Origin of the sequence: Pseudoduganella buxea, assembly GCF_009720835.1 — a bacterium.
Classification (GTDB): domain Bacteria; phylum Pseudomonadota; class Gammaproteobacteria; order Burkholderiales; family Burkholderiaceae_D; genus Rugamonas; species Rugamonas buxea.
Window position 1 is genome coordinate 1 of sequence record NZ_WNKZ01000037.1, and the last position, 13,973, is coordinate 13,973.

Here is a 13,973-nt window from a genome sequence, read left to right on the forward strand (position 1 = left end):
GGCGCGCGGCGTCGTGCACCAGCACGCGGTCATGCGGCGCCACGGCGCCCTGCATGGCGCGCAGGCCGTTGCGGATCGATTCCATGCGCGTGGCGCCGCCGCAGCGCAGCACCGTCGCGCGCGCGCCGCAGTCGGCAACGACGGCATCGATATAGCCGTCGTCGACACTGACGACGACATAGGTGTGCACCACCAGCGGACTGTCGAGGAAGGCCTGCAGGGTGTGGCGCAGCATGGGGCGGCCCGCCAGCGGCAGGTACTGTTTCGGGCCTGCCGCGCCCATGCGGGCCCCGACGCCGGCGGCAGGGATCAGGGCAAAATAGCGGGGAGCCGCGCGCGGGGCGGATTGTGTCGGATCGGTCATGTTTGCAACCAGGGGCTGGGATCGAGGGTGCCGAGTGCAGCAAAACCGGCAACTTAACGCAGTGCGCGCGTCCTGACAAGCACCTTCTGGATCTCGCCGCCGCACACCTTGCCCAGCCGGGCGTATTCGGCCGGCGAGTCGATCTGCGCCTGCACCGCTTCCACCTTGGCCATTTCCGCCTTGATGTAGGGCAGCCAGCCGCTGTCGATCTCGAAGGACAGGGCCGAACGGGCCGTGCCGGCCGGCGCGTACAGGGGTTTGCCCTCGAAGCGCTTCGCCAGCGCGGCCGACACGGTCTTTTCCACCTTCGGCAGGTGCGCCATGTAGGCCTGCATATGGCGCATCTCGTGCGCCAGGATCTCGTTGTAGCCGCAAGTCCCGACCGGGAACTCGCTGCCCACGTACACCTTCACGGGCGCATAGGTCAGCTCCACGGAGATCTTCGGCGCCACGCATTCGTAGCCCGTTACGGGGTCCTGCAGCATGGGGCCGGCCAGGCCGATCTGCACGCGCGATTCGGTGCGCGTCAGCCCCAGCACGAACTGGTTGCGCGAGGCCACGCCCTTCATCGCCGTCAGCATCTTGTACGACAGCTGGGTATTGATGGTGTAGCCGTTCTGCCGGGCCGACAGCACCGAGATGGTCTTGCTGATCGAATCCTCGCAGCGCACCTGGAACGGCGTGCGGGCCGCCGGTGCAGCTTGTGCGGCGATGCCGGCAAGGCAGCCCAGCACGCCCAGCACGGCCCGCGACGGCTTCATGTCAGGCCAGCTTCCAGTCGTTGCGGCGCAGCTTGTCGAGCCAGAAGGTGCCGATGATGGTCTTCACGTCCGTGATGCGCCCCGCCTGGACCCAGTCCAGCATCTCGTCCAGGGTGGCCGTGAAGCACTCGACGAATTCGCCTTCGTCCAGCCGCGCCTCGCCCGCCACCAGGCCCTTGGCCAGGTACAGTTCCAGGTGCTCGTCCGAATAGGCGATGGCGTTGTGGATGGTGGTCAGGTAGTGCCATTCGCGCGCCGTGTAGCCCGTCTCCTCGACCAGCTCGCGCTTGGCGCAGGCCAGGTGGTCCTCGCCCTCGTCGATCTTACCGGCGGGGAATTCGATGAAGACCTGTTCGTTCGGGTAGCGGAACTGGCGCTCCAGCAGGATGCGGCCATCGTCCAGCACGGGCAGGATGACCACTGCGCCGGGGTGGCGGATGTACTCGCGGTTGGTGATGCTGCCGTTCGGCAGCGTGACGCGGTCCTTGTGGACCTTCAGGAAGCCGCCGTCGTAGGCCAGGGCGCCGTCCACTTTCGTTTCCTTCAGGTGCGCATCGCTCATGCACGCTCCAATCAAAAAACGTCAGTGTAACAGCGCCGGGGCGTTGTTGCAGTTGCAACGGCGCCGGGGTCGGCGCTGGGTTCAGCGTGGGGGAATCAGTGGCGCTTGCGCAGGTAGCGGAAGACGAAGCCGGGGAAGGCCAGCACCAGGAACAGGCAGGCGCTGATGGCGTAGAACTCCCACGTTTGCGGGAAGACGGTGCCGATGCGCCCTTCCAGCGCCAGGCCGGCGAAGCCGACCAGGAAGTACAGCACCGCCAGTTCCGCGAAGCGCAGGATGAAGGGCTTGCGCCAGCCATCCGGGTGCTTGCCCGCCCCGCCTCGCAGCGGGACCAGGGCAAACACCTTGTCGTTCAGGAACGGCAGGTTGGCGCCGGCCAGCGCCAGGACAATCACCAGCCAGGCCGCAGCGCCGACGTCCATCAGGAAGCGAGCGTGGTGCGCATCGCCGTGATGCACGCGTCCAGCAGCGGGCCGGGCATCACGCCCAGCACGATCAGCAGCGCTGCGTTCAGGCCCAGCACGACGTTCTTGTCCAGCGCGACCTTGATCGGCGCGGTGTCGACAGGCTCGTCGAACCACATCGTCTTGATGACGCGCAGGTAGTAGAACGCGGCCACCAGCGAGGCCATGACGGCGAACACGGTCAGCCACAGCTGGCCCGTGGCCAGCACGCTTTGCAGCACGGCCAGCTTGGCGGCGAAGCCCATCAGCGGCGGCACGCCGGCCAGCGAGAACATCAGCATCGTCATCACCAGGGCGAACCACGGCGAACGCTTCGACAGGCCCTTGAAGTCGGCCAGTTCTTCCGCTTCATGGCCGGCACGCGACAGCACCATGATCAGGCCGAAGGTACCCAGCGTCGTCAGCACGTACGTGATCGAGTAGTACATCGCGGCGCTGTAGGCTGCCGGTGCGTTGGTGCTGTCGCCGCCCGTGACGCCGGCCATCAGGCCGAGCAGCACGAAGCCCATCTGCGCGATGGTCGAATAGGCCAGCATCCGCTTCAGGTTGGTCTGGGCGATCGCCGTCAGGTTACCCACCACCAGCGACAGCACGGCCAGGATCATCAGCATCTGCTGCCAGTCGAAGGCCAGCGGCAGCAGGCCTTCCACCAGCAGGCGCATCGTGATGGCGAAGGTCGCCAGCTTCGGCGCGGCGCCCAGCAGCAGGGTGACGCTGGTCGGCGCGCCCTGGTAGACGTCCGGTACCCACATGTGGAACGGCACGGCGCCCAGCTTGAAGGCCAGGCCGGCGACGATGAATACGACGCCGAACACGAGGATCTGCGGATTGATCGAACCGCTGGCGATGGCCTTGGCCATGACCGTCAGGTCCAGCGTGCCGGTGGCGCCGTACAGCATCGACATCCCGTACAGCAGGAAGCCGGAGGCCAGCGCGCCCAGGATGAAGTACTTCATCGCCGCTTCGGTCGACATCGAATGGTCGCGGCGCAGGGCCACCAGGGCGTAGGTCGCCAGCGACATCAGTTCCAGGCCCAGGTAGATGGACAGGAAGTTGTTCGCCGAGATCATCACCATCTGGCCCAGCATCGAGAACAGGGCCAGCACGTAGAACTCGCCGCCGAGCGAGCCGCCCAGCATGCCGCGCTCGTGGGTGTACTGGCGCGAGTAGATGAAGGTGACGCCGACGGTCAGGTAGGTAAACAGCTTGAGCAGGTTACCCATCGGGTCGGACACGACCATGTTGTAGAAGGTGTACGTGGTCGTGCCCGCGCTGAAATCGGCGAAGGTGAACCAGGCGCAGCCCACCAGGGCCAGCAGCGACATCGCATACGTGATGCCGCGCTTGGCCTCGGACAGGAACATGTCGATCAGCAGGATCGCCGAGGTGGCGACCACCAGGAAGATCTCTGCATAGATCGGGATCAGGTTGGGATTCTCGGTCATGAAACTAGGGTCCTATCTGCGATCATTGTGCAATGGCGAGCTTGCTCTGGGCGACATGCTTGAGCAGGTCGGCCACGGAGGTCTGCATCGTGTCGGTGAACGGCGCCGGATACAGGCCCATCACCAGCACCGCGATCGCCAGGATGCCCAGCATCAGGAATTCGCGGCTGTTGATATCGGTCAGCTCGGCCACGTGGTGGTTCGTCACCTTGCCGAAGATGACGCGCTTGGCCATCCACAGCGAGTAGGCGGCGCCCAGGATCAGCGCGGTCGCGGCCAGGATGCCCGTCACGAAGTTGAACTGCACGGCGCCCAGGATCACCATGAACTCGCCGACGAAACCGGAAGTGGCCGGCAGGCCGCAGTTGGCCATAGAGAACAGGATGAAGAAGGCGGCGAAGCGCGGCATCTTGTTGACGACACCGCCGTAGTCGGCGATCTGGCGCGAGTGGGCACGGTCGTACAGTACGCCGATGCACAGGAACATGGCGCCGGAGACGAAGCCGTGCGAGATCATCTGCATGATCGCGCCCTGGGTGCCCATGTCGTTGAACATGAAGAAGCCCAGCGTGACGAAGCCCATGTGGGCAATCGACGAGTAGGCCACCAGTTTCTTCATGTCCTGCTGCACCATCGCCACCAGGCCGACGTAGATGACGGCGATCAGCGACAGCACGATGACGACGGGCGCCAGGTAGTGCGATGCGTCCGGCACGATCGGCAGCGAAAAACGCAGGAAGCCGTAGGCGCCCAGCTTCAGCATGATGGCGGCCAGCACGGCCGAGCCGCCCGTGGGTGCTTCGACGTGGACGTCCGGCAGCCACGTGTGGACGGGGAACATCGGCACCTTGACGGCGAACGCCATGAAGAAGGCCACGAAGATGGCGATCTGCTCCGACATCGTCAGCGGCAGCTGGTGCCACGTCAGGATGTCCCAGCTGCCCGACTTGTTGTACAGGTAGATGGCGGCCACCAGGGTCAGCAGCGAGCCGAGGAAGGTGTACAGGAAGAACTTGAACGCCGCGTAGACGCGGTTGGCACCGCCCCAGACGCCGATGATGATGTACATCGGGATCAGGGTCGCTTCGAAGAAGAAGTAGAACAGCAGGCCGTCCATCGCCGTGAACACGCCGATCATCAGGCCCGACAGGATCAGGAAGGCACCCATGTACTGGGCCACGCGTTCCTGGATCACTTCCCAGGCCGAGATGACGACGATGATCGTGATGAAGGCCGTCAGCGGCACGAACCACAGCGACAGGCCGTCGATACCGAGCGAGTAGAAGATATTGAAGCGCTCGATCCACGGCGCCTTCTCGACGAACTGCATGCCGTGGGCGGCATTGTCGAACTGCGTGAACAGCGGGATCGTCGGCAGCAGCGAGACGATCGAGCCGACCAGGGCCAGCACGCGCACCAGCCCGGCACGCGAGTCACGGCCGATCGCCAGGATGATCAGCCCGAACAGGACCGGCAGCCAGATCGACAGGCTCAGGTAAGGAGTGATAGTTGTTGTTGACTGCATCTTTTATCTCTTTTGCGTGTCGGTGTTAGGCATGCCAGAACGGCAGGAAATACACCAGGAAGCCCAGGATGCCGATGATCATCACGAATGCGTAGTGATAGATGTAACCGGTCTGGCCCAGGCGTGCCAGCGACGAGAACCAGCCCACCAGCTTGGCGCTGCCGTTGACCAGGAAGCCATCGATGATGGTCCGGTCGCCGACCTGCCACAGGCCGTTGCCCAGCACGCGGGCACCCTTGGCGAACACGGCCTGGTTGAACGCGTCCATGTAGTACTTGTTGTCCAGCAGCGTGTGCAGGAACTTGAACTTGTCGTAGAACCAGGCGGGAACGCGCGGGTTGACCATGTAGCAGTAGTAAGCCGCGACCACGCCGCCCAGGGCCAGCCAGAACGGTGCCGTCATCAGGCCATGGATCGCCATCGCCAGCGGGCCATGGAACTCGGCCGCCAGTTCGCGCATCGCGTGGTGGCTTTCGCCGACGAAGATGACGTTCTTGAAGAAGTCGCCGTGCAGCATCGGGCCGATGGCCAGGAAGCCGATGATCACCGAAGGAATCGCCAGCATCACCAGCGGGAACCAGACGACGAACGGCGACTCGTGCGGTTTCTCGCCCGGGGCCAGGCCGTGGTGGCCGTGGTCATCGTCTTCCTCTTCATGGTGCGCATCCGAATCGTGCAGCGCGTGCGGGTCGCCATGGGCGGCCTTGGCCGGCGCATGGTGATCATGATGGTCATGCGCGTGCGCCTGGCCGAAGCGCTCCTTGCCGTGGAAGACGAGGAAGTACATGCGGAACGAGTAGAACGCGGTGACGAACACGCCTGCCAGCACGGCGAAGTTGGCGAAGCCGGCACCGGCGATATGGGTCGCGTGCACCGCCTCGATGATCGAGTCCTTCGAGTAGAAGCCCGAGAACAGGGGCGTGCCGATCAGGGCCAGGGAACCGAGCAGCGACGTGATCCACGTGATCGGCATGTACTTGCGCAGGCCGCCCATGTTGCGGATGTCCTGGTCGTGGTGCATGCCGATGATGACTGAGCCCGCGCCGAGGAACAGCAGCGCCTTGAAGAAGGCGTGGGTCATCAGGTGGAACACGGCGACCGAGTAGGCCGACGCGCCCAGCGCGACGGTCATGTAGCCCAGCTGCGACAGGGTCGAGTACGCGACGACGCGCTTGATGTCGTTCTGGATGATGCCCAAAAAGCCCATGAACAGCGCCGTGATCGAACCGATCACCAGCACGAAGGACAGCGCCGTGTCGGACAGCTCGAACAGCGGCGACATGCGCGCCACCATGAAGATGCCGGCCGTGACCATCGTCGCCGCGTGGATCAGTGCGGAGATCGGGGTCGGGCCTTCCATCGAGTCGGGCAGCCACACGTGCAGGGGGAACTGGGCCGACTTGCCCATGGCGCCGATGAACAGGCAGATGCAGGCGACCGTGATGAGCATCCAGTCGGTGCCCGGCAGGGTCAGGGTGGCCAGCTGTTCGCGCTTGGCGAACACTTCCTGGTAGTCCATCGTGCCGGCGTAGGCCAGCAGCAGGCCAATGCCGAGGATGAAGCCGAAGTCGCCCACGCGGTTGACGAGGAAGGCCTTCATGTTGGCGAAGATGGCCGTCGGACGCTTGTACCAGAAGCCGATCAGCAGGTACGACACCAGGCCGACCGCTTCCCAGCCGAAGAACAGCTGCAGGAAGTTATTCGACATCACCAGCATCAGCATCGAGAAGGTGAACAGCGAAATATAGGAGAAGAAGCGGTTGTAACCTTCATCCTCAGCCATATATCCAATGGTGTAGATGTGCACCATCAGCGACACGAAGGTCACGACGCACATCATCATCGCCGTCAGCGAGTCGATCTGGAAGCCGACCACCAGGTCGATGCCGGCCACCGTCATCCAGCGGTACACGGTGCCGTTGTAGGTGGCACCGTCCATCACCTGCATCAGGGTCTGGAACGAAATGAGGAACGCGACCAGCACGCCCAGGATGGTGGCCACTGTCGATACCTTGCGGCCGGCCACGTTACCGAAGAACTTCGTGCCGAACAGGCCCGCGATCGCGGAACCTGCCAGCGGCGCAAGCGGAACGGCAAGAAGAAGGTTAGGGTTAAGCCCCGTCATGATGAACCTTGTCTGTTTATTATTCGAGGGTTAATAACTAGCCTTTGAGGCTGTCGAGGTCTTCTACGTTGATGGTGTCCAGGTTACGGAACATCACCACCAGGATTGCCAGGCCGATCGCCGATTCGGCGGCCGCCACGGTCAGGATGAAGAAGACGAAGATCTGCCCGGCCGCATCGCCCAGGTAGTGCGAGAACGCGATGAAGTTCATGTTCACTGCCAGCAGCATCAGTTCGATGGCCATCAGCAGCACGATGACGTTCTTGCGGTTCAGGAAAATACCCACGATCGAGATCGCGAACAGGATCGCGCCCAGGACCAGGTAGTGTGCCAGCGATAAAGTCATGGTGCCTCCTTCGTTGCGGCAGCTTCGGCCAGCAGTTTCGCGTCCGTTTTCACCGCGTCCATCTTGACGATCTTCAGGCGGTCATTGCGCTTGACGCGCACGGCCTCGCCCGGATCGAAGTACTTGATGTCCTTGCGCTTGCGCAGGGTCAGCGCGACGGCGGCGACGATGGCCAGCAGCAGGATCACGGCGGCGATCTCGAACGCATAGATGTACTGCGTGTAAATGAGCTTGCCCAGTTCCTTGGTGTTGCCGATGGTGCCGGCAGCTTCCGGTGCCTGGGGACCGGCCACGCCGTAGGTACGCCACAGCACGGAGGCCATTTCCAGCACGATGATGCCGCCGATGATGGAGGCGACCGGCAGGTAGTTCCAGAAGCCGGCACGCAGCTTCTCCTGGTCGATGTCGATCATCATGACGACGAACAGGAACAGCACCATGACGGCGCCGACATACACCAGCACCAGCACGATGGCCAGGAACTCGGCTTTCAGCAGCATCCAGATGCCGCCGGCCTGGAAGAAGGCCAGCACCAGGAACAGTGCCGCCGTCACGGGGTTGCGCGCCGTGATCACGCGTGCAGCGGCCACCACCATGATGGTCGAGAACACGTAAAACAATACGGTTATAAAGTCCATAAACAATCCTGATCAGTTTCGGGGGCGATCAGCGGTACGCCGCGTCGGCCGCGCGGGCGGCAGCAATGTCGCCCTCGTAGCGGTCGCCGACGGCCAGCAGCATCTCTTTGGTGTAGTACAGATCGCCGCGTTTCTCGCCGTGGTATTCCAGCACGTGCGTCTCGACGATCGAGTCGACCGGGCAGGATTCCTCGCAGAAGCCGCAGAAGATGCACTTGGTCAGGTCGATGTCGTAGCGCGTGGTACGGCGGGTGCCGTCGTCACGCTGCTCGGACTCGATCGTGATGGCCATGGCCGGGCACACCGCTTCGCACAGCTTGCAGGCGATGCAGCGTTCTTCGCCGTTCGGATAGCGGCGCAGCGCGTGCAGGCCGCGGAAGCGGGGCGACATCGGCGTCTTCTCTTCCGGGTACTGCACGGTGATCTTGCGCGAGAACATATATTTGCCCGTCAGCGCCATACCCTTGAACAGTTCGGACAGCAGCAGGCTGCCGAAAAAGTCTTTTACTCGTTCCATTTTGCGCTTCCCTTACTTCCAAATGTTCCAGGACGTCTGCATCCAGGCGGCGACAACGACCAGCCAGAACAGCGTCAACGGAATGAATACCTTCCAACCCAGACGCATGATCTGGTCGTAGCGGTAACGCGGGAAGGTACCACGCACCCAGATGAACACCGAGACGATGAAGAAGGACTTGGCGAACAGCCAGAAGAAGCCACCGAAGCCGCCCCAGAATTCGAGGAACTTGAACGGTGCCTGCCAGCCGCCCAGGAACATGATCGAGGCGAGCGTACCGATCAGGATCATGTTGGCGTATTCGGCCAGCATGAACATCGCGTACGACATGCCCGAATATTCGACCATGTGACCGGCGACGATCTCGGACTCGCCCTCGACGACGTCGAACGGGTGGCGGTTGGTCTCGGCCAGGCCGGACACCAGGTAGATGACGAACAGCGGCAGCAGCGGCAGCCAGTTCCACGACATGAACGACACGCCCATGTCGGCGAAGTAGCCGCGGCCCTGGCCGTTGACGATGTCGATGAAGTTCAGCGAACCGGACACCATCAGCACGACCACCAGCGCGAAGCCCATCGGGATTTCATACGAAATCATCTGGGCCGACGCGCGCATGGCGCCCATGAACGAGTACTTCGAGTTGGACGACCAGCCGGCGATGATGATGCCGTAGACTTCCATCGACGTGATCGCCAGCAGCAGCAGCAGGCCGGCGTTGACGTTGGCCAGCACCGCTTCCGGGCCGAAGGGCACCACCGACCAGGCGGCCAGCGCCGGCATGATGGTCATCACGGGACCGATCACGAACAGGCTTTTCACGGCCTTGGTCGGGATGACGATTTCCTTGAACAGCAGTTTCAGCGCGTCGGCGATGGGCTGCAGGAGGCCCATCGGACCGACCCGGTTCGGGCCGATACGGATCTGGATCCAGCCGATCAGCTTGCGCTCCCACAGGGTGGCGTAGGCGACCAGGCCCATCAGCGGCAGCAGCACGCACAGCAGCTTGATCATGGTCCAGGCAAACGGCCACACGGGGCCGAGCAGCTCGGCGCCATTGGTGTTGATGGTGTTGACGAATTCCAGCGCCATTATTTGCCCTCCCCTGCTTTGGCAACCGAGATCGGGCCGAACATGTCGCCCAAGGTTGCCGTCGATGCGTGGGCCGCCGGTACGCGTACCACGTTGGCCGGCAGCGCCGCGTCGACACGGGCCGCCAGGATCGCGGAACCGGCGCCTTGCAGCACCTGCAACATGTCGCCGCTCTTGACGCCGATCTGCTCGGCCAGGGCCGTGGAGATGTGCGCCACCGGCGGGGCCGCGTCAGGCGTGGCCTGCAGCGGTGCCGAACGGCGCACCAGCGCGTCGGCGAAGTAGATCGGCACGTCGGTGACACGTTCCAGCTTGTCGCCGGCACCAAAAGCGGCGGCGGTAACGGCCAGTTTCGTCTTGTTCGACAGCTTGGCCGACAGGTCGGCAACGCCGGCACCCAGCACTTCGTCGCGCACGCTTTCCGACGTTTCGTAGTCGAAGCCCGGCAGGCCGAGGATGTTGCCCAGCACGCGCAGCACCTTCCACGCCGGACGTGCTTCGCCCAGCGGCTTGACGGTGCCGTTGAAGCTTTGTGCCCGGCCTTCGCAGTTGACGAAGGTACCCGAGGTTTCGGCGAACGGCGCGATCGGCAGCAGCACGTCGGCATAGTCCGCGCCGTGCTTGAAGGCCGACATGACGACGACCATCTCGGCGGCCTTCAGCGCGGCGACGGCGGCCTGCGGGTTGGCCGCATCCAGTTCCGGTTCGGCGTTCAGCAGCAGGTACGCCTTCTTCGGCGCGGAGAATGCGGGAGCTGCCTTCGGCGCGACGGCGCCGACCAGGTAGCCGCCCACCGTGTTGGCCGCTTCCGTCAGCACGCCCAGGGTGGCACCCGTGGCCGTGGCGATCCACTGCGCGGCGGCGTGGATCTGCGACGCCTGCGGGTGGTGCACGGCGGCGTTGCCCAGGAAGACGGCATGGTTGCGCGTTTCCGCGTCACCCGACAGCAGGCCCGCGGCGACGGCCTTGGCCGCGTCATTCGCTTCCACATTGTCGAAGCCTGCCGGTGCCGGCTCGCCCTTGGCTTGCGCGACGGCGGCGACGATACCGGACAGCACGGCCAGCCAGTCCGACGGCGCGGCCACGATGCGGCGGCTCACGTTGATCAGGCTGTCGTCGCCGGTGGCACCCACCAGCGCGATCTTGGCGCCGTTCTTGGCGGCAGCGCGCAGGCGCGTGGCCAGCAGCGGATGATCCTTGCGCAGGAAGGAGCCGATCACCAGCGCGCCGTGCAGGTTGCTCACCTGCGCGACGGGCATGCCCAGCCAGGGCGTGACTTCGCCGTCCAGCGCGAAGTCGCTCTGGCGCAGGCGGAAGTCCACGTTCTCGGAACCGACGCCGTGCACCAGCTTCTTCAGCAGGGCCAGCTCTTCGACCGTCGAATGGGCCGTGCCGTAGGCGGCGATCGCATCGGCGCCGTGTTCATGCTTGATGTTCTTCAGGCCGTGCGCCACGTATTCCAGTGCCGTCTGCCAGTCGACCTCTTTCCAGGCGCCGCCCTGCTTCAGCATCGGCTGCGTCAGGCGTTCGGCGCTGTCCAGGGCCTCGTACGAGAAGCGGTCCTTGTCGGAAATCCAGCACTCGTTGATGGCTTCGTTTTCCAGCGGCAGCACGCGCTTGACCTTGCCCTGCTTGACCTGGACGATCAGGTTGGCACCGAGGCCATCGTGCGGCGACACGGATTTGCGGCGCGACAGTTCCCACGTCCGGGCGCTGTAGCGGAACGGCTTCGACGTCAGCGCGCCCACGGGGCACAGGTCGATCATATTGCCCGACATTTCCGAGCTGACCGCTTCGCCGACGAAGGTGGTGATCTCCGCGTGTTCGCCGCGGCCCAGCATGCCCAGTTCCATCACGCCGGCCACTTCCTGGCCGAAACGCACGCAACGGGTGCAGTGGATGCAGCGGCTCATTTCCTTCATGGACACGAGCGGGCCGGCATCCTTGGGCACGACGACGCGCTTGTCTTCCTCGTAGCGCGAGCTGTTCTTGCCGTAGCCGACCGCCAGATCCTGCAGCTGGCACTCGCCGCCCTGGTCGCAGATGGGGCAATCGAGCGGGTGGTTAATCAAGAGGAATTCCATGACGCTCTTCTGCGCCTGGACCGCCTTCTCGCTGTGCGAACGCACGATCATGCCCGCCGACACCGGCGTGGCGCAGGCTGGCAAGGGCTTCGGCGCCTTTTCCACTTCAACCAGGCACATCCGGCAGTTCGCCGCGATCGACAATTTCTTGTGATAGCAGAAGTGCGGGATATACGTCCCCAGTTTGTTGGCAGCGTCCATCACCATGGAACCCGGTGGGACTTCTACCTTCTTGCCGTCAATTTCGATTTCAACCATGATGATCACTTAGAAAGCCGAGACAGGCACCAGGCAGTGCTTGTGCTCGACGTGATATTCGAATTCTTCGCGGAATTGCTTGATGAACGCGCGGACCGGCATCGCCGCCGCATCGCCCAGCGCGCAGATGGTGCGGCCCTGGATGTTGTCCGCGATCGAGTTCAGCATGTCCAGGTCGGTCTGGCGACCCTGGCCGTTTTCGATGCGGTGGATCATCCGGTACATCCAGCCCGTGCCTTCACGGCACGGCGTGCACTGGCCGCACGATTCCTCGTAGTAGAAGTAGGACAGGCGCTCGAGCGCCTTGACCATGCAGCGCGTCTCGTCCATGACGATGACGGCACCCGAGCCCAGCATCGAGCCGGCCTTGGCGATCGAATCGTAGTCCAGGTCGGTCTGCATCATGATCTCGCCACGCACCACCGGAGCGGACGAACCGCCGGGAATGACGGCCTTGATCTTTTTGCCGCCGCGCATGCCACCGGCCAGCTCCATCAGCTTGGCGAACGGAGTACCCAGCGGCACCTCGTAGTTGCCCGGACGCTCGACGTCGCCGGAGATCGAGAAGATCTTCGTGCCGCCGTTGTTCGGCTTGCCCAGGCCCAGGTAGTTCTCGGCGCCGATGTTCAGGATGAACGGCACGGCCGCGAAGGTTTCCGTGTTGTTGATCGTGGTCGGCTTGCCGTACAGGCCGAACGAGGCCGGGAATGGCGGCTTGAAGCGCGGCTGGCCTTTCTTGCCTTCCAGCGACTCCAGCAGCGCCGTTTCCTCGCCGCAGATGTAGGCGCCGTAGCCATGGTGGGCGTGCAGCTGGAACGAGAACTCGCTGCCCATGATCTTGTCGCCCAGGAAGCCGGCGGCACGCGCCTCTTCCAGCGCTTCCTCGAAGCGCAGGTAGTCCTGGAAGATCTCGCCGTGGATGTAGTTGTAGCCCACGGTGATGCCCATCGCATACGCGCCGATGGCCATGCCCTCGATCAGCGAGTGCGGGTTGTAGCGAATGATGTCGCGGTCCTTGAACGTGCCCGGCTCGCCTTCGTCCGTGTTGCAGACGAGGTATTTCTGGCCCGGGAACTGGCGCGGCATGAAGCTCCACTTCAGGCCCGTGGGGAAACCGGCGCCGCCGCGGCCGCGCAGGCCCGACGTCTTCAGGTCGGCGATGATGGCTTCCGGCGTGATCTTCTCTTCCAGGATCTTGCGCAGCGCGGAGTAGCCACCGCGCTTGACGTAGTCTTCCAGGTGCCAGTTTTCGCCGTTCAGGTCCTTCAGGATCAGCGGATTGATGTGACGGTCGTGCAGGGAAGTCATTTCTTCAGTTCCTCCACGAGGGCGTCGATCTTGTCGTTGTTCATGAAGCTGCACATGCGGTGGTTATTCACCAGCATCACGGGTGCGTCGCCGCAGGCGCCCATGCACTCCCCTTCCATCAGGGTGAATGCGCCGTCGTCGGTGGTGCCGCGGTAGTCGATGCCCAGCTTGTGCTTCAGGTGCTCACCGGCCTTCACGCCGCCCGACAGGGCGCATGGCAGGTTGGTGCACACGGTGATCTTGTGCTTGCCGACGGGTTTCAGGTTGTACATGTTGTAGAAGGTGGCCACTTCCTGCACGGCGATGGCCGGCATGCCGATGTAGTCGGCCAGTTCCTTCATGGTTTCCGGCGAGACCCAACCCAGTTCCACCTGGGCGTGGGCCAGCGCGGCCATCACGGCCGACTGGCGCTGGTCGGCCGGGTACTTGGCCAACTCACGGTCGATTTTTTTATAACACTGCTCAGATAACATAATTCTTTCCG

Annotated in this window: 14 protein-coding genes; all 14 read right to left on the reverse strand. The window is 63.7% G+C overall.

The window, feature by feature from the left end:
- Positions 1 to 364: IspD/TarI family cytidylyltransferase (locus tag GM672_RS14030; RefSeq protein WP_155471158.1), on the reverse strand; the 364-nt coding region annotated here is incomplete at its 3' end.
- 53 nt (positions 365 to 417) lie between these two features.
- Complete coding sequence (locus GM672_RS14035; RefSeq protein WP_155471159.1) at positions 418 to 1,125, reverse strand: hypothetical protein; 708 nt, start codon at positions 1,123 to 1,125, stop codon at positions 418 to 420.
- A 1-nt stretch (position 1,126) separates the two neighbouring features.
- Entirely contained in the window at positions 1,127 to 1,687 is a 561-nt protein-coding gene (locus GM672_RS14040) for an NUDIX domain-containing protein (RefSeq protein ID WP_155471160.1), read from the reverse strand.
- Between the two features lie 95 nt (positions 1,688 to 1,782).
- Complete coding sequence (locus tag GM672_RS14045; protein WP_155471161.1) at positions 1,783 to 2,109, reverse strand: DUF2818 family protein; 327 nt, start codon at positions 2,107 to 2,109, stop codon at positions 1,783 to 1,785.
- Positions 2,109 to 3,596: an NADH-quinone oxidoreductase subunit NuoN gene (nuoN, locus tag GM672_RS14050; RefSeq protein WP_155471162.1), complete on the reverse strand. Its 1,488-nt coding sequence runs from the start codon at positions 3,594 to 3,596 to the stop codon at positions 2,109 to 2,111. Before nuoN ends, GM672_RS14045 begins: the two co-directional genes overlap by 1 nt.
- 22 nt (positions 3,597 to 3,618) lie before the next feature.
- Positions 3,619 to 5,121: an NADH-quinone oxidoreductase subunit M gene (locus GM672_RS14055; RefSeq protein WP_155471163.1), complete on the reverse strand. Its 1,503-nt coding sequence runs from the start codon at positions 5,119 to 5,121 to the stop codon at positions 3,619 to 3,621.
- 25 nt (positions 5,122 to 5,146) lie between these two features.
- Positions 5,147 to 7,246, reverse strand: a complete 2,100-nt coding sequence (gene nuoL / locus GM672_RS14060; RefSeq protein WP_155471164.1) for an NADH-quinone oxidoreductase subunit L — start codon at positions 7,244 to 7,246, stop codon at positions 5,147 to 5,149.
- A gap of 37 nt (positions 7,247 to 7,283) precedes the next feature.
- Positions 7,284 to 7,592: an NADH-quinone oxidoreductase subunit NuoK gene (gene nuoK / locus GM672_RS14065; protein ID WP_028104269.1), complete on the reverse strand. Its 309-nt coding sequence runs from the start codon at positions 7,590 to 7,592 to the stop codon at positions 7,284 to 7,286.
- A complete protein-coding gene (locus tag GM672_RS14070) occupies positions 7,589 to 8,230 on the reverse strand; it encodes an NADH-quinone oxidoreductase subunit J (RefSeq protein WP_155471165.1) in 642 nt (213 codons plus the stop codon). The genes nuoK and GM672_RS14070 overlap by 4 nt, the downstream gene beginning before the upstream one ends.
- 28 nt (positions 8,231 to 8,258) lie before the next feature.
- Positions 8,259 to 8,747 carry an NADH-quinone oxidoreductase subunit NuoI gene (gene nuoI, locus GM672_RS14075; protein WP_155471166.1) on the reverse strand — a complete coding sequence of 163 codons (489 nt, stop codon included), beginning with the start codon at positions 8,745 to 8,747 and terminating at the stop codon, positions 8,259 to 8,261.
- A gap of 12 nt (positions 8,748 to 8,759) precedes the next feature.
- Complete coding sequence (nuoH, locus tag GM672_RS14080; protein WP_155471167.1) at positions 8,760 to 9,839, reverse strand: NADH-quinone oxidoreductase subunit NuoH; 1,080 nt, start codon at positions 9,837 to 9,839, stop codon at positions 8,760 to 8,762.
- Entirely contained in the window at positions 9,839 to 12,181 is a 2,343-nt protein-coding gene (gene nuoG, locus GM672_RS14085) for an NADH-quinone oxidoreductase subunit NuoG (RefSeq protein WP_155471168.1), read from the reverse strand. Before nuoG ends, nuoH begins: the two co-directional genes overlap by 1 nt.
- 9 nt (positions 12,182 to 12,190) lie before the next feature.
- Positions 12,191 to 13,489: an NADH-quinone oxidoreductase subunit NuoF gene (gene nuoF, locus GM672_RS14090; RefSeq protein ID WP_155471169.1), complete on the reverse strand. Its 1,299-nt coding sequence runs from the start codon at positions 13,487 to 13,489 to the stop codon at positions 12,191 to 12,193.
- Positions 13,486 to 13,962 (reverse strand): NADH-quinone oxidoreductase subunit NuoE, encoded by a 477-nt coding sequence (nuoE, locus tag GM672_RS14095; RefSeq protein ID WP_155471170.1) that lies wholly within the window; start codon positions 13,960 to 13,962, stop codon positions 13,486 to 13,488. The genes nuoF and nuoE overlap by 4 nt, the downstream gene beginning before the upstream one ends.
- Positions 13,963 to 13,973: the final 11 nt, after the last annotated feature.